The 20,163-nt window shown below is 38.5% G+C and carries 21 protein-coding genes and 1 tRNA gene; 7 read left to right on the forward strand and 15 right to left on the reverse strand.

Annotated elements, in window-relative coordinates; all coding sequences use genetic code 11:
* Positions 1 to 155: 155 nt before the first annotated feature.
* The 3 genes from ESZ39_RS00485 to ESZ39_RS00495 all read left to right on the forward strand — a co-directional run bounded on the left by ESZ39_RS00485 (position 156) and on the right by ESZ39_RS00495 (position 3,365).
* Positions 156 to 1,349 (forward strand): aromatic amino acid transaminase, encoded by a 1,194-nt coding sequence (locus ESZ39_RS00485; RefSeq protein ID WP_146877833.1) that lies wholly within the window; start codon positions 156 to 158, stop codon positions 1,347 to 1,349.
* A gap of 341 nt (positions 1,350 to 1,690) precedes the next feature.
* A complete protein-coding gene (locus ESZ39_RS00490; RefSeq protein ID WP_146877834.1) occupies positions 1,691 to 2,770 on the forward strand; it encodes a site-2 protease family protein in 1,080 nt (359 codons plus the stop codon).
* A gap of 190 nt (positions 2,771 to 2,960) precedes the next feature.
* Positions 2,961 to 3,365 carry a hypothetical protein gene (locus ESZ39_RS00495; protein WP_146877835.1) on the forward strand — a complete coding sequence of 135 codons (405 nt, stop codon included), beginning with the start codon at positions 2,961 to 2,963 and terminating at the stop codon, positions 3,363 to 3,365.
* Positions 3,366 to 3,432: 67 nt separating this feature from the next.
* Here ESZ39_RS00495 and ESZ39_RS00500 read toward each other — a convergent pair whose 3' ends face one another.
* The 3 genes from ESZ39_RS00500 to ESZ39_RS00510 form a co-directional block, all read right to left on the reverse strand.
* Positions 3,433 to 4,098, reverse strand: coding sequence for a YceH family protein (locus tag ESZ39_RS00500; RefSeq protein WP_146877836.1), 666 nt, complete (start codon positions 4,096 to 4,098; stop codon positions 3,433 to 3,435).
* Between the two features lie 260 nt (positions 4,099 to 4,358).
* A complete protein-coding gene (locus ESZ39_RS00505; RefSeq protein WP_146877837.1) occupies positions 4,359 to 4,646 on the reverse strand; it encodes a type II toxin-antitoxin system RelE/ParE family toxin in 288 nt (95 codons plus the stop codon).
* Positions 4,643 to 4,915: a type II toxin-antitoxin system Phd/YefM family antitoxin gene (locus ESZ39_RS00510; protein ID WP_146800359.1), complete on the reverse strand. Its 273-nt coding sequence runs from the start codon at positions 4,913 to 4,915 to the stop codon at positions 4,643 to 4,645. The genes ESZ39_RS00505 and ESZ39_RS00510 overlap by 4 nt, the downstream gene beginning before the upstream one ends.
* Positions 4,916 to 5,167: 252 nt before the next feature.
* Between ESZ39_RS00510 and ESZ39_RS18220 the strand changes: the two genes are divergently transcribed.
* Positions 5,168 to 5,302, forward strand: a complete 135-nt coding sequence (locus ESZ39_RS18220) for a hypothetical protein (RefSeq protein ID WP_262984475.1) — start codon at positions 5,168 to 5,170, stop codon at positions 5,300 to 5,302.
* A 175-nt stretch (positions 5,303 to 5,477) separates the two neighbouring features.
* Here the strand turns inward: ESZ39_RS18220 and ppl are convergent, their stop codons facing one another.
* Positions 5,478 to 8,207 carry an anti-phage protein Ppl gene (gene ppl / locus ESZ39_RS00515; RefSeq protein WP_146877838.1) on the reverse strand — a complete coding sequence of 910 codons (2,730 nt, stop codon included), beginning with the start codon at positions 8,205 to 8,207 and terminating at the stop codon, positions 5,478 to 5,480.
* Positions 8,208 to 8,544: 337 nt separating this feature from the next.
* Positions 8,545 to 8,620, reverse strand: a tRNA-His gene (locus ESZ39_RS00520).
* Positions 8,621 to 8,953: 333 nt separating this feature from the next.
* Between ESZ39_RS00520 and ESZ39_RS00525 the strand changes: the two genes are divergently transcribed.
* Positions 8,954 to 9,502 carry a DUF1285 domain-containing protein gene (locus ESZ39_RS00525; protein WP_146877839.1) on the forward strand — a complete coding sequence of 183 codons (549 nt, stop codon included), beginning with the start codon at positions 8,954 to 8,956 and terminating at the stop codon, positions 9,500 to 9,502.
* A gap of 270 nt (positions 9,503 to 9,772) precedes the next feature.
* Here the strand turns inward: ESZ39_RS00525 and ESZ39_RS17910 are convergent, their stop codons facing one another.
* The 9 genes from ESZ39_RS17910 to ESZ39_RS00570 all read right to left on the reverse strand — a co-directional run bounded on the left by ESZ39_RS17910 (position 9,773) and on the right by ESZ39_RS00570 (position 17,131).
* A complete protein-coding gene (locus ESZ39_RS17910; protein ID WP_223270182.1) occupies positions 9,773 to 10,006 on the reverse strand; it encodes a hypothetical protein in 234 nt (77 codons plus the stop codon).
* 256 nt (positions 10,007 to 10,262) lie between these two features.
* On the reverse strand, positions 10,263 to 10,529 hold the full coding sequence (locus ESZ39_RS00535) for a hypothetical protein (RefSeq protein WP_317615699.1): 267 nt from the start codon (positions 10,527 to 10,529) through the stop codon (positions 10,263 to 10,265).
* 177 nt (positions 10,530 to 10,706) lie between these two features.
* Positions 10,707 to 11,207: a DUF2489 domain-containing protein gene (locus tag ESZ39_RS00540; protein WP_146877840.1), complete on the reverse strand. Its 501-nt coding sequence runs from the start codon at positions 11,205 to 11,207 to the stop codon at positions 10,707 to 10,709.
* Between the two features lie 9 nt (positions 11,208 to 11,216).
* Entirely contained in the window at positions 11,217 to 11,789 is a 573-nt protein-coding gene (gene yihI, locus ESZ39_RS00545; protein WP_146877841.1) for a Der GTPase-activating protein YihI, read from the reverse strand.
* A 655-nt stretch (positions 11,790 to 12,444) separates the two neighbouring features.
* Positions 12,445 to 12,978 carry a VOC family protein gene (locus ESZ39_RS00550; protein ID WP_146877842.1) on the reverse strand — a complete coding sequence of 178 codons (534 nt, stop codon included), beginning with the start codon at positions 12,976 to 12,978 and terminating at the stop codon, positions 12,445 to 12,447.
* Positions 12,979 to 13,146: 168 nt separating this feature from the next.
* Complete coding sequence (locus tag ESZ39_RS00555) at positions 13,147 to 14,940, reverse strand: M61 family metallopeptidase (RefSeq protein WP_146877843.1); 1,794 nt, start codon at positions 14,938 to 14,940, stop codon at positions 13,147 to 13,149.
* 105 nt (positions 14,941 to 15,045) lie between these two features.
* Complete coding sequence (purU, locus tag ESZ39_RS00560; RefSeq protein WP_146877844.1) at positions 15,046 to 15,906, reverse strand: formyltetrahydrofolate deformylase; 861 nt, start codon at positions 15,904 to 15,906, stop codon at positions 15,046 to 15,048.
* Between the two features lie 88 nt (positions 15,907 to 15,994).
* Positions 15,995 to 16,237 (reverse strand): VF530 family DNA-binding protein, encoded by a 243-nt coding sequence (locus ESZ39_RS00565; protein ID WP_146877845.1) that lies wholly within the window; start codon positions 16,235 to 16,237, stop codon positions 15,995 to 15,997.
* 165 nt (positions 16,238 to 16,402) lie between these two features.
* Positions 16,403 to 17,131, reverse strand: a complete 729-nt coding sequence (locus ESZ39_RS00570) for a glutathione peroxidase (protein ID WP_146877846.1) — start codon at positions 17,129 to 17,131, stop codon at positions 16,403 to 16,405.
* Between the two features lie 334 nt (positions 17,132 to 17,465).
* Between ESZ39_RS00570 and hutG the strand changes: the two genes are divergently transcribed.
* The gene (hutG, locus tag ESZ39_RS00575) at positions 17,466 to 18,284 is read left to right on the forward strand and encodes an N-formylglutamate deformylase (protein ID WP_146877847.1); all 819 of its coding nucleotides are present in this window, start codon (positions 17,466 to 17,468) and stop codon (positions 18,282 to 18,284) included.
* A 12-nt stretch (positions 18,285 to 18,296) separates the two neighbouring features.
* Positions 18,297 to 19,661 carry a formimidoylglutamate deiminase gene (locus ESZ39_RS00580; protein ID WP_146877848.1) on the forward strand — a complete coding sequence of 455 codons (1,365 nt, stop codon included), beginning with the start codon at positions 18,297 to 18,299 and terminating at the stop codon, positions 19,659 to 19,661.
* 125 nt (positions 19,662 to 19,786) lie between these two features.
* On the opposite strand, the gene ESZ39_RS00585 is transcribed toward ESZ39_RS00580, so the two are convergent.
* Positions 19,787 to 20,143 (reverse strand): hypothetical protein, encoded by a 357-nt coding sequence (locus ESZ39_RS00585; RefSeq protein ID WP_146877849.1) that lies wholly within the window; start codon positions 20,141 to 20,143, stop codon positions 19,787 to 19,789.
* Between the last annotated feature and the right edge of the window lie 20 nt (positions 20,144 to 20,163).

Here is a 20,163-nt window from a genome sequence, read left to right on the forward strand (position 1 = left end):
TGCCTTGAGCTTAACCGATGCAGTTATCGAAGCTAATACTTTACATGGGGGTTTGCATTGTAACCCTAGCAGAAATCTTCACAGATAATAGCGTATAATCCCGTATTCAATGTATTCGATTACGTTATTATTTATTAGTTAATTAAAGAGAGCTCATGTTTGACAATATTCCCCTACCTGCTGCTGACGAAATTATAGATTTAATGGCGCGTTCATCTAAAGATGAAAGGCCTTTTAAAATTGATTTAACCGTAGGTATTTATAAAGATACCAATGACAAGGTTGTGCTAATGCAAGCAGTAAAGCAAGCCGATCAACAGCTCGCCAATGCCGGTCGAAATAAAAGCTATGTTGGTTCAAAAGGTGATCTTGAATATGTGCAACTACTACAAGAGATGGTGTTTGCAAACCAAACAGTAAATGGCTTCGTTAATGGCATTCAAACAGCGGGCGGCAGTGGCGGCTTACGAGCTATATTAGATTTAATTAAGCTCGCCAACCCTGAGGCCAAAATTTGGGTAAGTGATCCAACCTATGCTAACCATATTCCAACCATTATAGCCGCCGATTTGGCTTATGAGGAATACCCTTTTATTAACAAAAAAACCATGATGCTTGATGAAATTGGTATGTTCAATATCCTTGAAGCATTAGGCAAAAATGATGTTGTGCTATTGCACGGCTCTTGCCATAACCCTTCAGGGTTGCGTTTAACATTGCAACATTGGCAGCAAATTGCCCAGCTAGCAAAATCTACTGGCTTTTTACCCTTAATCGACACCGCGTATCAAGGCTTTGCTGACGGATTAAATGAGGATGCTGCCGGCTTACTGACTATCGCCAATACGGTTGAACGCCTAGCACTTTGCGTAAGTTGTTCGAAAAACTTCGGTTTATACAGTGATCGAGTTGGCGCGGCTTATATTCTAAGTCCAACAGCAGAGGAAGCAGACAAGGCACAAGCTCAACTCGCTATTATGAGTAAAACCACTTATTGGGTGCCCCCGTCTAACGGCGCTGAAATTGTAAAAACCATTGTTAAAAGCCCCAAGCTGAGCAAAGTTTGGTCGGATGAACTTGCACAGATAAATATTAAAATTAAAGCCATAAGAGCAAAGCTTTGTGCGGCCTTTCGTCAACACTCAGGCGATAATTATTTTGATTATATTTTATCTCAAGAAGGCATGTTTTCCATGTTACCCGCAACAGCAGAGCAAATGGAAATACTCAGAGAGCAATATGCCATATACGGTTTGAATAACGGACGCATTAATCTGGCATCAATTCCAGAGCAACATATTGATTACCTAGTCACCAGTGTTTTAGCGGTAACACGAACTGATCAATAAAAAATAAATGGCTCTACCCCACAGTACGGTCGATGCTTAGGGAAAAGGTAAGTCTTTTAGCTAAAATTGCTTTTACGGATAATAATATAGCGTTGGGCTATTTTTTTGTCGGTCAGACTTCAGTCTTTCAACCATTAAACAGGCAATTAACCTGATGGAAAAAATATCAATAACCAAGTTAATACTATCTAAGGCGCCAAAAATTAACGACAACAGAGCCAAATAAATGGCCTCCAAACATTTTAAAAACATGAACTGTAGTGAATGTTTTGTCAATAAACCTTGATGCTGCTGCAAATATAGCGATAATCGGGCAAGGTTTTATATGCTGAGTTAATTAATTGCAATTATTAGAAGTAGAATGTCTAGGAAAAACACTAAGATTAGAAGGATCAATGGCAGGATGGCAGCAACTATTTTGGGATGAGCAATGTGTCTCACAAATTAATGCTAATGCCGACAGTGAGTCATTTTCACATAAATTTACCCTACAAAGTGAACAAGGCGAATTACCTGTTGAGCTAAATGGCTCACTGCAATGGCAACCTTTTGCGCTGCAATTTCAACTGTTAGTCAGTAATGAGCTGTTACACGACAATACCCTTCATGAAAAAGACATAGAACAACGTCAAATTATCCAAGGTGAAAAACAACCGATTAAATTTAGTTTAGTCGGTATGGCCGGCCTTGGCTTAAAGCTATTGAAAAGTGCTAAGGTGATTAAAGTGCTGTTTGCTGCCGGCAGTTTAGCGGCTTATAGCTGGTTGTTCTCTATTGAGTTTGCCATTGCACTTATTCTTTGCCTCGTTTTTCATGAATATGGTCATATCAGAGCGATGAAATACTTTGGTTTGAAAACTAAAGGCATATATCTCATCCCATTTGTCGGCGGTTTAGCGTTGAGCGATGACAAAATTAATACCCGTTGGCAAGATATTGTTATTTCAATTATGGGACCCTTTTTTGGCTTAATACTTTCTCTCGCCTGCTTAGTGGGTTATTGGCTGACCGATATAGAAATACTAGCCGGCTTGGCAGTATTTAATGCCCTGCTCAATTTATTTAATTTATTGCCCATATTGCCGTTAGATGGTGGCCATATTCTGAAAAGTATCGCTTTTTCGATCAATTCTAAAGTAGGTTTAGTCGCTTGTGCATTAGGCGCAGCACTGGGTATTTATCTCAGCTATTACTTTGGTTTAGCGCTATTAGGATTTTTACTGGCTATTGGTAGCATAGAAATATTTTTTGAATACAAACGCCGGCATTTAAGCCAGTTACTGCCACTTAATCGCTATGCACAAATTGTATCCGCATTATGGTATGTCGTTACCGTTGGGAGTCTATCTGCCATTATTTGGCTAGTGGGCCAAACAGGCAATGACGCGTTGTCGCTACCACTTAAAATATTAGGCAGTTAATATAGTCATTAGCTAAGCGCAATGTGGGCTAAGTTGGCTGGTATCAACTTAACCCGCTAAAGTTCGCCTTACGCTATAGCAATACGCACAGCATCGCCGTGTAAATTAATGAAAGCTTTGTAATAGCAAACAAGCGTTAAAGCTTAGGTCTAAGCTGACAACGCAAATACGGCTTGAAAAGGAATAGTTTATGATTTCAAAAAAAGTAAGAGAGTTATTTGTCTCTTTAATGGAAGCCACCGATGACTCACCTGTGGCTTATGATAAAGAAACTGAACAATACTATGGTGTCTTCAATAACGTAGTTGTTGATAAGTATATTGCCCTCGGTGCAATTGAACTGGTTGAAGGCACCAGTGGCGCCTCCAGCATTTTGCTCAATAACAGAGATGACTTTTTAAGCTCATTCACTGCTGGCGCCAGAGAAGCAAAAAACGGCAGTGATCAATCTTATGCCGACTACAACGCCAACCCATTTGCCTTTTCAGTCGGCTTCGAGCATTTCCATCAAGTTGCCAAGAAAAAACGCCCACCAAGCGGCTATATCTGTCATGGTTTTGAACGTGACGATACTGGATTAGTGCATCTGCAATAATAATCAAAAGAATTGAATCAAGTATAAGTGTTAGCTAGACTGACTCCACACTGCGTTTAATTAATCATCACTTGTCTTCAAGCAGCTCAGTTAAACAGGCCATTTGTGCTGTTAATGCAGCCACTTGTTGCTCTAACGCCGTTACTCTCTGAGTTAATTGATGATCACTGGCTGAGGCAATATTTTCTGCTTGAGTAACGTTTGATTCAGCTAAGTCGCTTTCGTCAAGGTCTGAGAATAAATGTACATAGCGTGATTCGCGCTTGCCTGGCTCTCGTTCGAGTTTTTTGACCAGGGTTTGATTGTTGAGGTTTTGTAATTGATTTAAGGCCGTTTCAACTTCACTGACATCGGCAAAATCAGCTAAACGATTAGTACGTGTTCTTAATTCTCCCGGCGTTTGGGGTCCTCTTAAGAATAACAGGCAAATAATGGCTCTTTGCTGAGCTGAAAATTGTAAATTGCCAAATTCAGTATTACAGAAACGGTGAAAGTATTTATTTACTCGGCTTGAAGCTTGGTGATCAAGCATTAACTGATTCATTTGTACCAGTTCATCAACGACGTTTTGCACCTCATTTTCTGCCAGTGACATCACAGGGTCACGGTTACTTTTTTGATTGCAGCCTAAAGTAATACTGTTGATAGAAAGCGGACATTGCTCAGGTGTGGTGGTTTCTTTTTCTAGCATCACACCAATAACACGGCATTGCTCTGCGGATAATGAAATCATAATAAAGACATCCTTATTAAAACATCTAGTTATATCAAGCAATAAGCACCTTTACTATCTAATCGTACTTAATGGCTCATAAAATAGCAGCGTTTAATGATAGTTATTTATTCAATCATTATCGCTGCATGGATGCAGCGTATTATACCAGTTCCATTAAGCTGTATAACGTTAGAACCTACGTTTGTTACTCATGTTATACCTTGGAATAAAACGTAATCAATTGGTTTGGTAAACTCACAGAATAGCACCAGATTACTTTATGGTAATTGCATTAATCTTTCGCTTCGCCACACCCTGATTATTTGAATATTCGTATCGTTTAATACATAAACGATACGAAAGGGAGAATGAATTAACTCTCTGATTGATGACATAGCAAACTCAGGTACCTGTCTGCCTATTTTAGGGTTAGCAGGTAATGTTTCAATATGAGCGATTATTGCAGAAATAACACTCTCGCCAACAAGCGGTACTTGTTGCTCCGTGTAATATATTATGATGTCCTCCAAATCATATATAGCAGATTCTGAAAACTCAATATTCACAAAGATAAACCAAGCCTTGCTTTAACATCGTTGAGACTAGATTTATTACCTTCTTTAATATCTAACATGCCTTTAGCTATCGCTTTAGTAAAAGCGAGTTCTTCAATCGCTTTTTCATAATCATCTAAGCCTTGAACAACAGCGATACCACGGCCACGACTTGTTACTAATATCGGTCGATGTGAATCTTTAGCATGATTAACTACCTTACCCGGATTGATTTTAAGATCTGATAATGGAATGACATCTTCTGAAAATTTTGATTGCATAATCTAGTCCTAATGGTCACTTAATAATACCAGCTTACAGCACCTGTTTGTTTTTATCTATAAATGAAACGCCCAACACGCCCTTTTATGGGCAGGGGTTAGCTACAGCAAGTGGTCCATTAAAACTGAGTGGTCATTACGCCATTAAATTTAATGGTGTAATGACTTACTTACCTAAAATAATCTTCACTGGAAAACGTATTAAATATTCGGCTGTCAGTATGAACTACAAAAACTAAGGAAAATAATTGAATGAGTAATAACATTTCAGATAGCGCTATGAAAGGAGCAACGACTGGTGCATTGATAGGCGCACGATTTGGTCCACAAGGCATCGTAATAGGTGTTGCTGTTGGGGGGATTGTTGGTTTTATCTTGGATGATTAATTAAAATATAAAATACAGGCTAACTTTATTAGTTAGCCAACTCTTTCTAACGGGCATGTTGGGCGTTTGGACGTTATGTTTTCTTAAAACTTTCAAAGATCATTTTTTTGTAATAAAAAGTATAAATCATGAACCGATTTTTAGATTCAGTTCACGAGTTACGTTAGCGCTACGGTTAACTCAATATCCTGTTAAATCTAGAGCGGAATGCTGTTTCCCCACCTTCCATTTGATTGCAAATATTATCTTTAACTGTTTGTTCTTGAAGAGCACCTTTTATATTAGAGCGTAATCCTTGCGAATCGTGTTTCATACATATCACATACTCAGCATCCCCATTAACAACGATAGGTGCAGAATGTGAAACAATTAAAAGCTGTCTTCGTTGTTTATTCGTTACTATTGCTGGAATAACACTGTTACTTAACATTAAACAATCTAAGTCATCCTCAGGTTGATCCAGTATAAGAGGGTCATCTCCATAAGATAATAGAAACTCAAGCATACTAGCTGCTTTTTGTCCTGGTGATGCTGTTTCTATATTTTCCATGTTACCGCTTAATGCTCTGTAGCGAATTTGGATACCATCATCTGGAAACCAACAAAATAACTTATCTATAGCTTCATCTGATAAAGACGAAACTCTTGTTCTTAGGGAGCCATGAATATGATTAGCGTTAGTTAAGTTGTTAGCAGACACTTCTCTATGAAGTTCTTTTAATTCATCTAAATATTGATATTTCATATCAATATCAACTTGACGTGGTGAAAACGTAGGGTGTTCGATAAATGTTTTGAGAATACCTGTTCCTGCTTCTGAATCATATATGCGATCATTAAATGAACTGATATCTGTAGCACTTTGATAGCCACTTATTATTTGATCTTGCCTTGCATTTAATGGCAATATTTTTATTTGTAAACCATCAAGTTCAAGTGATTCAATGAAATTATTTCTTTGTAAAGTTAGATCTTTACGATGTTCTAACATTTCATCTGCTAACCTAGATACTTCAGATTCTGATGTGATGATTTTTGAATCAAGATCCTGATATACCAGCAAGTCGGCTGTTATCCTATTTTTTTGTAGTACAAGTGCATTTAATGTTTCAGGGTCTAAGCCTTCTGTACGGAGTCTCTCAGCTTCTGTATCAACTTGTTGACGCGCAATTAAGATATTAGCTTTTAAAGTCGTAACGTATTGGTCAGTTTGTAATTGATCTAGACTGGTTTGGGCAGTTTCTATAGCCGTTACAATTTGTGCTTTAAATAGTTCTTTTATCGTATCAAATTGATCAAGAAATGATGTGTATTCAGGGGCGATCTGTTCTTGTTCAGTAGTTTCTGTATCAGATTGGCCTTCAGCAACTTCTAAAGCACTTTGTTCAACTTCTTGAATTTCAGGAAAAGAACTAAGAACACTTTCAAGAATAGTATTTTCATCCTGAAATTTTTGGTCTATTTGTGTTAGTTTTGACTCAAGTTCATTCAAGGTGGTTCTTACACCATAGTAAGAGCTATCTTTTAGCTGATCAATTGCTCGTTCTGCGTCAATTAACTCACCTTGTAAAGCAGACTCAGACAATTTTTCGCTTAATAAGCCTCGTAACTTAATACGTTCATTTTTGTATTCTCTCTCAAGTCGTTCCTTTTTCTCATTCCAAGCGCGCTTGTTTACAAAAGTACTTTCATCGCATACTTTTAAAAATGAACCTTGATCTGAAGCCAATTGATAAAGCATTTTCTGACTAAAAATAGAAATATTAAACCTATCATTAGACCAATTTGTATCATCCTCCCAGATACCATCGCTTAAGACTTGTAATGATGTAATATCACCCACGCGCCAGCTAAGCTTGTAGTCTGTGCCATTTTTCTTATAAAAACAATCAATTGAAGAATCTGAACTCATTCCCTCACCAACAGTTTTAAAACTACTTATTTGATCTGATATAGTTTCAGGTAGATCTTGGTCTTTTCGCATTCCTAAACGAATACTCTCAATCAATGTTGATTTTCCACTTCCACGTGAACCTATAATAGCGTTATAAAAAGGGCTAAGTTCAAGTAATACTGCTTCCCCTCCATCTTCACGACATAGACGGGTTTTTATTTGAAGCTTAGTAAGGTGCATCGCAGGTACTTGTGGTGGTTCAGAGTCCAGAAGTACACAGCTTTTATGATCAAGTAATGCGATCTTTAAACCATCAAAATTCAACTCTGACATTTTAAGCCAACATGTACGAGTACCAGCTCTATCAGGGCGATGCGCATCTGACCCTCTTACTTTTGAAATCTGGCTAATTAAACGACGACTTGTACCATCTGTTATTTCAGATAGCTCACCTTTAATTTCAACTGCATTTGGCTTCGCATTGAAAGCTGCTTCTAGCTCAGTTTGGTTAGTGGTTTCAAGTATTCCTTTTCTTGAGTCTATGTGCGCAAGAATACTGATAGCATGAGGGTTTCTATTAATATTACCAATGATTTGGGTAACAGTATTTTGTAAAACAAGTTCGTGATTCCGTGCGCCTCTTTGTATACTTTCCCCACCGTTACATTGCCCAATTAATTGTTCAATATCAGTAGTGGTACTATCTTGATCAAAGATGGCTAATATATGTACGTCACCTGTAGCTGTTAGCTCTACTCCGGGAAATATGACCAAAGGTTTAAAGTCAGGAAGCTCCCCTGTAGAAAAATCCCGTTGCATTGCAAGTAATTCATTTTTTAAAGGGTCTACTTTAGCCGCTGTATTGTGATCACTGATGATTACAGCATCAACCCCTTGACGCATATAAGCTAGTAACCATTCTCTATCTGTAACTGTATTGTCCTGATAGTCATCAGAAGCTGTAGTATGGTTGTGGAAGTCAAACTTAAACCACTTTGAACCAACAGTCATAAATCATCCCTAATTTTTGTGATGCATTAAAGTATCGATGTAATAATTTACCATTCTTACATAGGCACTTCTTTAAGCATACTCTTTTGGCTGTTATAGCTACATTGCATATCTACTTTTTGAAAACAGCACAGGAACCAGACAGTAAACTCCCTAATCAGGCAAAGTTAATCAGTTCCGGTCGATGGTGAGGATATGCGCTAGAAGTTGGATATACGTGTAGTAGATTAGACCTAATTAGCTTCAAATACTCACAGAATATGCACAGGAGCAGTTATCAGAAAGTGCTAATTATAGTAGATGATTGCCCAGAGGCTTTGATTTTAAAGGGGAAGAATGGGGTGGCTAAAGGGACTTGAACCCTCGACAACCGGAATCACAATCCGGGGCTCTACCAACTGAGCTATAGCCACCACTGATATTACTGAAAGCGCCTAGTGGTAAGGCGCGAGGATTGTATTGCATTTTATAGTGGCATGACAAGTAAAATATTGTTTTTTCACTCACTTTTATTGAATTTTACGGTGTGGGTAAATAATGATTAGTTAGTATCGCTATCATTTAATTCGTTAACGAAAAATAAAGTTATAGAGCGTAGTTAAATTAGGCGATAATTTAACTACTCTAGCGTTTAATGATTTTAGATACTGCACATAAGCGGATAAAAACGCTTATTTATCTGGCTATTTTAAGTTTTACTGTTAACTTGCTACCATTAGATAAAGTCAGTAATTAGGATAACTATTATGTCATTAGAAAAAATTTCTGCCCAAATCTCCGATTCGCAACAAGGTCATGTGAAAAAGATGCCGCCAGTTGAGTTATGGGATCCTCCTTTTTGTGGTGATATAGATTTAGAGATAAAATCAGATGGCAGTTGGTTTTACAACGGTACAGCCTTTAAACGTTTGTCTTTGGTTAAGCTCTTTGCCTCAGTATTAAAAAAAGAAGATGACAACTATTTTTTAGTCACACCTGTCGAAAAAATTGGCATTGTGGTTGCTGATGCGCCATTTATTTTAACCCAATGGCAATGGTTAGATGAGCAAAAAACCAGTATGCAAGTGACCACTAATTTAGATGACAGCTTTACCTTAAATGCTGAGCATACATTAGAAATCACTGAAGATGGTGGTTTATATGTCACGGTCAGACGAAATTTGCAGGCGAAGGTGCATCGTAATGTTTATTATCAATGGGTAGATTTAGCCCGTGAAGACAACAATGGTAACGGCACTGAATTAGTATTTTTCAGCGCGGAACATAGATTTAGTTTAGGGAAACTAGAGAACTAATACCAATCTCACTAATTATCTGATCATTTCACCTGGTCAAAACAATCCACTACGGCGTTATTTATTTACTCATTATGGCTGCATGGATGCAGCTTATTAAACAATGCAGGAGCATATTGTCATGAACAACGAGTTATACCAATCCCATTAAGTTATTGCTCACTTGTACTAGTTAAAATAGCTCAAGGCTGTGTTTCTCTCACTCCCAATAGCCAGCTATTGCTCAATCGAGCGCCTTACCTTGAGTCATTTTTCCTGCGCACAACAAGATCACAAACTTAATGGAACTGGTATTATTAAAATAAATGCCTTATATTGGGTCGTTTTTCCTGGGTATAAAGTAGACCACCTAATTAATGAAATTGGTATTAAACGATTAAAACTTAGGCTATAAAGATGTTCAGCTAGGTTCATTTCAATTTCACGTGGGTCTATTTCAATACTCATGTCGATTTGTTCTGCAAAGGTAAACTTCTCTTTTAACCGTGCCACTAGCTTGGTCATTTGTTCATCTCGTAAAAAGCTGGGTGTACCACCGCCCCAATGTAGTTGCTTAACGGTATAGTCTTTAAATAATGTGGCTTTAGAGGCAATTTCTTGTGCAAGAAACTCAAGGTAAATATCAGCTTTATCACGGTGACGGATAATAGTTTTATTACAGCCACAGTAGTAATACCAAGTTGATTAATTACCTGCTCATTTTTAATGGTTAAAATAGCTCAAGGCTGTGTTGCTCTCAATCCCAATAGCCAGCTATTGCTCAATCGAGCGCCTTACCTTGAGTTATTTTTCCTGCGCACAACAAGATCACAAACTTAATGGAACTGGTATAACAAAGACTGTGACAAAAAGGAATGTGCACATACAAAGACAATTCACGGTTCGGTGATGCGATTATCGCTTGCTTTAAATGTTCATGTTTGAATTGATCATGAAATTCTAAGGCGGTTGGGTATGAGGTATAGCGTGGGCCATTAGTATTATATTTTTTTAAGAGTACGCTATCAAAAAATTGAGCTGCTTGCATAAGCATTCCAGTTTATCTATTTGACACTATTATAGATAAACTAGCCGCGCAAACATTGATCAGGCTCAATGCTAACGGCATCATTGTCACTTATCGGTATTTATCACTGATTTGATTAATGACTACAGGGGGTGAACGGTTAGCTGCAAACTAACCGTCTTATTATTTGAAGCTAAGTTAAACTGGCGACTCACTCAGCATGCTATTTCGTTCATTAGCGTATTGGTGCAGTAATTCGATATCTTGGCGAATATCTTCGGCCATTTCTGCCTCAAGTTTCATGCGCTCTAAGTCAAGTCTCATCCGAGACTGTTTATCAAGTTTTTTACGTGCCGCTAAAATAGGCATATGTTTTATCGCTTCATAAAACTTAAATACTGCTGGAAATTGCACATTTAAGTCTTGGCTTAACTTTAATGAATCTAGCAATACACTTAAGCGCCAACAACCTTCTCCGATGTCGCATTGTTCTTCTTTCATCGCGCGCACAATAATAATAACACTGGAGATAATTTTTTTATCATGCAGTTGCAGGGCTTGTTGTTGATCTATTTTTTTCTGCTCTTGCTCAAGCTTTTGTTGTTTCAATTGGCGTAGCAACCTAGTGGCTACTGCTGCTAATACACCAATAATAACGATAGCTAATAAAGCTAGGTATATCCAAGGGTTGGATAGCATTAAATACTCCTATTCAAATTTTGATAAATCACTATTATCGAACTTATCCCATAAGTCATCTTCAGAGTCTGACTTTTTATTGGGTGCTACAATCTCATCTTCATCATCAAGGCCTAATGCTTGACTAATTTTTTCATGCTGTTCCATTAGCGTATTGAAATAGCTAACATCTTCAGGCGTTAGTGTTGCGTCAGCATCTTGCATTTCAAGTATTTCAAGCAATCTAGCGTCCTGTTCAATACGGCTTAATTGCTCGGCTAATGACTCACTAACTTCAACTGCACGAATTGCGGCAATAGGTGAGTTGTCTTGAACCTTTTTAGCTGGTTTGGTTTTAATCGGTGCCGCCACTTGCTTACCTAAATCAATAGGTGTTTTGTTACCAATGCGAGGATCTTTATTTTTGGCAGAATTCTGGCCATTAGTAATAGTAGGGCTGGCTTCTTTTTGGCGATTACCCGCTGCTTTACCATTTGCTTTCTTGGCTCTGCGAGGTGTTGGTTCGACTAGTTTTTTTTTGTCATCTTTAACGATGCCAAGAGAACCGGTGCCGGGTTTGCGTGATTTTTTAGTACGAGACATAGTAATAACTTAAAATAATAAACAATTGCTTTTATTTTACGACATTCTACACTAAACAGCGACAGAAAGAAAAAAAGCGACGTTAATAACGTCGCTTTTGGAGAAAATGTGACATAAGCCAGCATCTATAGTTCCGATTCTTAAATGGCTGTCCTAGCCTTTTGTTACAATCCATGTGAATTTTATAGTTTTCAATATTATTATTGTTATTGTTTGTGCTAAGTTTTATTTTTTTCGGTCATCCTGACACTTTTTTAGTCTTATCCCTGATGCCCTTTTGGGCAAAATATTTCAGTACTCATCCTGAGTTTTAGTAAACAATCCCTATTTTAAATAATATACTGCGTTAGTTAACGCTTCTTGCTTTCCATGCAAATACTATCCATTTTGTCGAGTGCTATCTATGTAGCTAGCCACACTGTACGTGAGTTGAGTAAAGCTTCAAGCTATTTTTTCGTTTATTTATTGCACTAAAGTCTAATGTTTAGCAAGTCATTGTTTTTAGTTGTAATTATTTGTTAATAAATGTAGCTTTATTTTCTAACAAAAAATCACCTTACTTTATGTCAACAAGATCGGGCAAATGTAGAGCTTTTTTTTGCTCCCTAATTACGAAACTCTTCGTTAATAGAGACTTGTAGCGCTATTTTATGTATTAGTCGTCTAGTTGATGCAACCAAGCCGCATGTGTTGGTGCTTTTTTAGTTGTTGACCATTCTTCAACCATCAATGGTGCTACCCGTTTAAGTTCAGCATATTGCTCAACCGTACCTATGTCCGCCGCTAATTCTAAGCGGTGGCCATTGGGATCAAAGAAATAAATAGATCTAAATACACCATGATTAACTGGGCCTAAAACGTCTAAACCATGTGCTTGCAAGTCATTTTTTGCTGAAACCAAGGCGTCAACGTCTTCAACTTCTAAAGCAATATGTTGTACCCATTGCGGGGTGTTTTCATCACGGCCCATTTCAGGAGAGTTAGGGAGTTCAAAAAAAGCCAACACATTGCCCATACCTGCGTCTAAAAATATATGCATGTATGGATCTGGGGCTTTTGTTGATGGCACTTCATTCTCTGCAATGGCGACAGTCAGTACCATATTTAAATGTTTTTCATACCAATCAACCGTTTCTTTCGCGTCTTTACAGCGATAGGCCACATGGTGTAAACGTTTTACATTAATCATAATATTATTACTTAAGTTAAAGTTAAGTTAGCAGTTAAACGGCTCTCGAATTGAGTTAATTTTTACCATAACTTGATAAGGCGCGCTAATTTTCTAGCGAGTTTAATCACTAAATGTTGTCAGTAATTACGTACGCTTTCATTTACAGGACAAGTTTACAAAGCAAATTTATCCATTAGGAATAATATCCTGCCAAGCTTTCACTAAGTTATTATCGACAACTTTAAAGGCGATACCCGCTAATGGCGAGTCAATCACTTGCAATGTTGCGCTTAGCAATTGGTCATCACGAAAGAAATCACAAGTTAACTCACGCCCTGCAGGGTGATGATCAAGTATGGCTTGTATTGATTGCTCAGTTACTTTGATTTTATCTATCGCGAGCAGTGTGTCATTAACCGCTAAACCTGCTTTTGCGGCCGGTGACTGTTCCAGTACTTGCGTAATGGTTAAGCCAAGCGCTTGTGCTTTATATTGTGCACCTAAATAAGCGTGGTAATGCACTGCAGACGTAGTTTCTACACTGTTTAATTTTTTGAATTTTTGTTTTTGTAATTCAACACCGTACGTTGCTAGCTCAGCGGTTAGATCAATACGCTCATTGTTGTATAAATGCTGTTTAAATCTTGATGAAATATCTTCACCACATAGCAGGTTAGCAATGTTGATAAAGTCTTCTTCACTGGTACCGATATTAGTGCGACCAAAGTGAATCCATAACTCTCGCATTAAGGTATCTAAACTATATTGGTTGTTTGATTTGCTGCGAATGGTTAAGTCTAACCATAAAGCAATTAACGCTCCTTTGGTATAGTAACTAACAATGTTATTAACCGCATCAGGGCCTTGCTGGTAAAACTTGGTCCAAGCGTCAAAGCTTGAAGCGGTGACGCTTTGTTTTAATTCACCGACACCGCGATAAACCCGCGTGGCTGTTTTCGCTAATAGTGTTAAATAGTCTTCAAAGTTAATTAAGCCAGTACGAAAAAGTGAAAAGTCATCAAAGTAAGATGTTATGCCTTCAAAGGCCCATAACTGTTGGGTATAACTTTCTTGTTGTAAGTTGTAAGGCACAAATTCTTTTGGTTTTATCCGACAAACATTCCAAGCATGAAAGTATTCATGTGAACACAAGCTTAAGAAGGTTTTATAATTCTCATTTAGCTCTGTTGCTGCTTGTTGAGGGTTGGGTAAATCGAAGCGACTGGCTTGTAAAATAGTGGAGTTTTTGTGTTCTAATCCACCAAAACCGTGCGCTTGTAAATGAGTGATAAACCAATACTCTTGAAAAGGTGCTTCACCAAATAAGCTAATATGATGTTGACACAATTTACTAATATCAGCAGCCAAACGCTGAGTATCGCCATAGTGTTTACTGGTAAATACTAAATGGTGCACTACCCCTTCGACCGTAAATTCAGTGCTGTCAAAGTCACCAATAGCGACTGGGCAGTCAATTAAGTGCTGGTAATTATCAGCAATATATTCACCAAATTGGTATTTTTCTGTTGCTTTCGCTCGTGTTAAGCCCGTCGCCACTCGCCACTGACTATGTTCAGCTAACGTTGAGGGTGCAATTACTAACTTACATGCTTGTTCGCTTAACTCTTGTACTTGCAAAAAGGTTGAGCTGCCATTGAAAAATCCGCGCTGGCTATCTAGGTAAGCCGTGCGTACTGATAAGTCAAAAGCGAACACTTGATAGCGCACTTGAACTTGATCATTACTGGCCTGCAATGACCAAGTTTGTTTATCAACTTTACTTAAGCTAATCGCTTGCTCATTGCTATCAAACGCGCTGATTTCCGTAATGTTCTTGGCAAAATCGCGGATCATGTAACTGCCGGGTAGCCAGGCGGGTAAAGACAAAGTGTAGCTTTGGCCTGGGGTACTTTTAAATGACAATAACACCTCAAATAAATGACTATTTGGGTTCAGAGGGGAAATTTGATATTGGATCATATTAGCGCACAAATGTTGACAAGATATTTGTGCTCCAATGTAGCAGAGTTAACCCAATAAAACAGCTTGAAAATAAGCCTTAGCGACTGACGACTTCAATTGCTATTAACTTAAAATAACCGTTTTATCTTTATTGATACAAATGCGTTGCTCAGCATGCATTTTCACGGCATTACATAAGGCAATAGCTTCTAAGTCGTGGCCGAGATGCACCATTTGTTCAATAGTAAAACCATGATTAATCGGCTTCACTTCCTGGACAATAATCGGCCCTTCATCAAGGTCAGCGGTGACATAATGTGCTGTAGCACCGATGATTTTAACACCACGTTTGTGGGCTTGATGATAAGGTTTTGCGCCTTTAAAGCTTGGTAAAAAAGAGTGGTGTATATTAATCGCTTGGCCACGTAGGTTATAACAAAGCTGGTCTGACAATATTTGCATATAACGGGCAAGTACTAATAAGTCGCCATTATATTGCTGATAAATAGCTAATAATGCCTGCTCTTGCTGGGCTTTATTGTCTTTATTAACCGGCAAGTGGTGAAAGGGAACGTTATGCCACTGGGCAAGTGCCTGACAATTTTGATGGTTTGAGGTAATCGCGACAATATTAACCGGTAACACACCGGCTTTCCATTTCGTTAATAGCGACACTAAGCAGTGGTCATCTTTTGACACCGCAATCACCACATTAGGAAAGTTCTCTCTTTCTCTCAGTTGATAATGCATATTTAACGGTTTTGCTAATAAATCAATGGCTTGACTGAAGGCTGCAAAACTGACGGTCAGTTCTCGATCATCAAAAGCAATGCGTGAAAAAAATGTCTCGGTATAGGGGTCACTGTATTGGCTAGTTTCAGTAATAAAGGCCCCGTGTTCGAATAAACTCTGGCTGACTTTTGCCAGCACACCTGAGGTATCAGGGCACTGCCAAGTAAGAATATAATGATGGGTGTTTTTCATGCTGTAGACGTTATTATGATTATATTTCAGCAGTCTGGCATTTTCTTGCCATGTTGTTCAATACTTTTGTGCTATATACCATGCTATTTCAAGCAGAGTCGACTTCGTCGTCAAGCTTGGTTTTGTGTTGAATATAAAGTGCTTCAACCTTTTCTCTGGCCCAAGGGGTTTTTCTTAAAAATTTCAAGCTTGAGTTAATGCTAGGATCATCAGTAAAACAGCGAACTTTTATTTCTTTACCAAGATAATCAAAACCAAAATGATCGACTAATTGCGTCACGATAACTTTTAATGTTACGCCGTGCAATGGGTTGTAGGGTTGGTGATCCATATTTTTCGCCTTAGTGGTTTTAGGCGCTATTCTATCATGGCGTAAGCTAATGCCAACGGGATTAATGATACTATTGGTGACGAAAACCAAAAATAAAAAACGACGCTAAGGCGTCGTTTTTTTAATCGTTCTACGAAATGCAACCGCCTTGCGCTTGCTCAACGATTAACTCAATTGCGCTGCCAATGCTTCGCTGCCACCAATATGTTGTCCGTCGATAAAAATTTGCGGTACGGTGTCTGCATTAGTTATCGCCTTAAACATCGTCAAGTTAACATCTTTGCCCACTTCTAACTCTTCAAATGTTAGGCCTTTTTCGTTTAACAATGCTTTTGCTTTTTTGCAATGTGGGCAACCTGGCTTGCTAAAAACCATAACCGCTGAAGTTTGACAGGCTGACGGGTTAATATGATTTAACATGGTATCGGCGTCAGATACTTCAAATGGGTCGCCGGGTAAATCAGGTTCAATAAACATTTTTTCAATGATGCCATTTTTAACTAACATCGCATAACGCCAGCTACGTTTACCAAAACCAATGGCAGCTTTATCAACTAACATGCCCATGGCGTCAGTAAATTCGCCGTTGCCATCAGGAATAAAGCTAATGTTGTCTGCATCTTGGTGTTGTGCCCAAGCATTCATCACGAAAGTGTCATTCACTGACATACAAATAATTTCATCGACACCATTTTTAAAGAGTTTAGGTGCTAATTCATTATAACGTGGTAAATGTGAAGATGAGCAGGTTGGTGTAAAAGCACCGGGTAGAGAGAAGACCACTACCGTTTTATCATTAAAAATTTCGTCACTAGTGCGCGTTGTCCACTCGTCATTTGCTCTTAATGTGAAAGTAACGTTAGGGACTTTTTGTTGCTCTTTATTTTCTAACATAATGGCTCCGTTTATAATTTCTAAAATAATGTTGTCACTGACTATATCGTTATTATTGAATAAGTACGACTTTAAATAAAGTGATTAATATTGTACATCATGATTGATAAAAGCGATTAATAAAATCACTAGATAAAAGTAGCCACTCATAATAAGCAATTTTAACCACTGGCATCAATACATTTAATCAAATTGGTATAACTAGCTATATTTGTCAATTTAGCAAAGTTCAGCTCAATGAACTTGATGCTATAAATAGAAATAATTTCCTGTTTTATCATCAAAGTGGTAAATTAAGCCCAGTAAAGTTGTATATACAATTTAAGAGGTTTTCATGTCAAACAGTTACACCTTAATTAAAGGCTCTGTGCCTTTACTAATCAGCATGCCACACAATGGTGAAGAAATACCCGCAGATATTGCTGAAATGATGACCGCTAAAGGCCGTGAAGCTGCCGATACTGACTGGGCTATGGATCGTTTATACGCCTTTGCAAAAGAGCTTGGCGCCTATCTATTAATCCCTAAATATAACCGTTATGTTATTGACTTAAATCGTGATCCTGATGGTATTGATTTATACCCAGGTGCAAATAATACCGAGCTTTGCCCCACCACCGCATTTGATTTATCGCCTTTATATCAAGCAGGCTGTGCACCGAGTGCGGAACAAATAACCGAGCGCGTTGCATATTATTGGCAACCTTACCATCAGGCCTTAGCGTCAACCATGCAAGCAATAAAAACTGAATTTGGTCGAGCGGTTTTACTTGAGGCTCATTCTATTCGCTCACATGTACCAAGATTTTTTCAAGGTCAATTACCTGATTTTAATTTTGGTAATGCCGATGGCAAAAGTTGTGCGCCTGAACTTATGGCGGCTTTAGTGGATATAGATTACGCACCTTACACTATGGTTTGTAATGGTCGCTTTAAAGGCGGCTATATTACGCGAGCATTCGGTCAACCTCATGATAATTTTCATGCTATTCAATTAGAGCTATCGCAGCACACTTATATGGATGAGCAAGCTATGACTTATAACCAAAGTTTAGCATTGCAGGTACAACCCAAACTTGCTGCACTGGTTAACACGCTGATAAATTTTCCTGCCATTAAAGCAACTGTCAACACCAAACAAGCGACTGAGTAAGGGAGTGAATAGATGAAACTTTTTGCTAAAAAAATCTTATTAGCTGATGGTTGGGCTAACGAGCAAACGTTGACGATTGAACAAGGCGTGATCACTGATATTACTGCAGGATATGTCACAGGCGCTGAGCGTGCTAATGGTGTGGTTATTCCTGGCATGGTCAATTGTCACTCTCATGCTTTTCAACGCGCTTTTGCCGGTTTTAGTGAACAAGGCAGCGAAGGTCAAGACAGTTTTTGGACTTGGCGCAATGTTATGTATAAGTTTTTGGGACAGTTAAGCTCAGAAGATGTCCAAGTGATTGCTAGCCAACTTTATATTGAAATGTTGAAAATGGGTTACACCCGAGTTGCTGAGTTTCATTATCTTCATCATGATATTGATGGCCAAAACCATCAAAACCTAGCCACAATGGCCCAAGCTATTTTTGCTGCGGCTGAGCAATCAGGTATCGGCTTAACATTATTACCGGTATTGTATAGGTTCAGTGGTTTTGGCCCACAGGCCGCTACTGACGGACAAAAGCGCTTTATTAATTCAGTGGCACAATTTAATGACTTAGTCACTGATTGTTTTGCGCTGGCCAAATTACAGCCTAATTGCAATGTCGGTATTGCGCCACATTCTTTACGTGCAGTGGATAAAAGTTCGCTCTTAGCGGCTGTTGAGCATGTTCGAGCACTCGATGCACAAGCGCCGATTCATATCCACATTGCCGAGCAGCAAAGAGAAGTAGCAGACTGTCTGGCTCATTATGGTCAACGACCAGTCCAGTGGTTACTCAATAATGCAGATTTAGACCGGCATTGGTGTTTAATTCACGCCACCCATATCGATGAACAAGAGCGTAAAGGGATTATTGCGAGCCAAGCTGTAGCCGGCATTTGCCCTACCACAGAAGCTAATTTAGGTGATGGTATCTTCCCAACTGATGAATTTTTGCTGGACAATGGCACCTTTGCTATTGGCTCAGACAGCCATATTTCAGTCAATCCAATCGAAGAATTACGCTGGCTTGAATATGCTCAGCGCTTAAGTAAGCAACAACGCGCCCTGTTAGCCACCAGCGAGCAAAAGTCTGTTGGGCTTAATTTATGGCAAAAAGCTGCTACTGGTGGTGCACAAAGCACTAACAGTAATACCGGTGCATTAGCCATTAACAAGCAAGCTGATTTATTGGTTTTGGATGACAGCCAATTACGTTTATTTGCCCATGACGATATTCACTTACTCGACAGTGTTATTTTTGCTAGCCAAGGTAACCCTGTTTTAGATGTGATGGTCAATGGTCATTGGGTGATCCGCGGCTCAGAACATACCTTAGCGCAAGACAGTGCAAATAGTTTTGCTAAATTATTAGCTAGGCTTTCAGCGTAATTATTGCGATTAGGCTCTAAAAAGGCGATTAGCACACCTTGTTATCATCTTGATTACCTTGCTGTTGTATAGCCGTGCTAACTCAAACAGTCGCAGCCCATTGAGCAATGGGCTGCAGCAACTCATTATAATAAGTTGCTGTATTGGCTGATGGCTCGACACACTTTAGTTAAATTATCGCGATGTAGTTTTGGTGTTTGTTTTTTACTTTTACAATATTGCTCATTAAACTTTTTTACTTTTTCACGGCTGCTGGTGATTTCTGCCACGTAAGCTATTTCTTGGCGATTAAATTGGCTAAAATCTCGTGATAAATCTTGATATATTTTATCTGACTTTAAACCTATTTTGGTGTCAGTCGCCGCTGAAAAATAACTCAGTACGACTTGTTTTTGCTCAAATATCCAGCGGTTTAATTTTTCATTAGGATAATAATGAAAATATAACGCGCTAGCCACAATCAAGATCAATAATTTTTTCATCTCTTGCCTTATAATCATAT

It is taken from the genome of Colwellia sp. C1TZA3 (genome assembly GCF_007954265.1).
Classification (GTDB): Bacteria; Pseudomonadota; Gammaproteobacteria; order Enterobacterales; family Alteromonadaceae; genus Cognaticolwellia.

Excerpts from the sequence above, each read along its gene's own strand:
- ESZ39_RS00485 (WP_146877833.1), top strand. The coding sequence starts at position 156 with ATGTTTGACAATATTCCCCTACCTGCTGCTGACGAAATTATAGATTTA.
- ESZ39_RS00495 (WP_146877835.1), top strand. The coding sequence starts at position 2,961 with ATGATTTCAAAAAAAGTAAGAGAGTTATTTGTCTCTTTAATGGAAGCC.
- ESZ39_RS00500 (WP_146877836.1), bottom strand. The coding sequence starts at position 4,098 with ATGATTTCATTATCCGCAGAGCAATGCCGTGTTATTGGTGTGATGCTA.
- ESZ39_RS00510 (WP_146800359.1), bottom strand. The coding sequence starts at position 4,915 with ATGCAATCAAAATTTTCAGAAGATGTCATTCCATTATCAGATCTTAAA.
- ESZ39_RS18220 (WP_262984475.1), top strand. The coding sequence starts at position 5,168 with ATGAGTAATAACATTTCAGATAGCGCTATGAAAGGAGCAACGACTGGT.
- ppl (WP_146877838.1), bottom strand. The coding sequence starts at position 8,207 with ATGACTGTTGGTTCAAAGTGGTTTAAGTTTGACTTCCACAACCATACT.
- ESZ39_RS00525 (WP_146877839.1), top strand. The coding sequence starts at position 8,954 with ATGTCATTAGAAAAAATTTCTGCCCAAATCTCCGATTCGCAACAAGGT.
- ESZ39_RS17910 (WP_223270182.1), bottom strand. The coding sequence starts at position 10,006 with ATGACCAAGCTAGTGGCACGGTTAAAAGAGAAGTTTACCTTTGCAGAA.
- ESZ39_RS00535 (WP_317615699.1), bottom strand. The coding sequence starts at position 10,529 with ATGCAAGCAGCTCAATTTTTTGATAGCGTACTCTTAAAAAAATATAAT.
- ESZ39_RS00540 (WP_146877840.1), bottom strand. The coding sequence starts at position 11,207 with ATGCTATCCAACCCTTGGATATACCTAGCTTTATTAGCTATCGTTATT.
- yihI (WP_146877841.1), bottom strand. The coding sequence starts at position 11,789 with ATGTCTCGTACTAAAAAATCACGCAAACCCGGCACCGGTTCTCTTGGC.
- ESZ39_RS00550 (WP_146877842.1), bottom strand. The coding sequence starts at position 12,978 with ATGATTAATGTAAAACGTTTACACCATGTGGCCTATCGCTGTAAAGAC.
- ESZ39_RS00555 (WP_146877843.1), bottom strand. The coding sequence starts at position 14,940 with ATGATCCAATATCAAATTTCCCCTCTGAACCCAAATAGTCATTTATTT.
- purU (WP_146877844.1), bottom strand. The coding sequence starts at position 15,906 with ATGAAAAACACCCATCATTATATTCTTACTTGGCAGTGCCCTGATACC.
- ESZ39_RS00565 (WP_146877845.1), bottom strand. The coding sequence starts at position 16,237 with ATGGATCACCAACCCTACAACCCATTGCACGGCGTAACATTAAAAGTT.
- ESZ39_RS00570 (WP_146877846.1), bottom strand. The coding sequence starts at position 17,131 with ATGTTAGAAAATAAAGAGCAACAAAAAGTCCCTAACGTTACTTTCACA.
- hutG (WP_146877847.1), top strand. The coding sequence starts at position 17,466 with ATGTCAAACAGTTACACCTTAATTAAAGGCTCTGTGCCTTTACTAATC.
- ESZ39_RS00580 (WP_146877848.1), top strand. The coding sequence starts at position 18,297 with ATGAAACTTTTTGCTAAAAAAATCTTATTAGCTGATGGTTGGGCTAAC.
- ESZ39_RS00585 (WP_146877849.1), bottom strand. The coding sequence starts at position 20,143 with ATGAAAAAATTATTGATCTTGATTGTGGCTAGCGCGTTATATTTTCAT.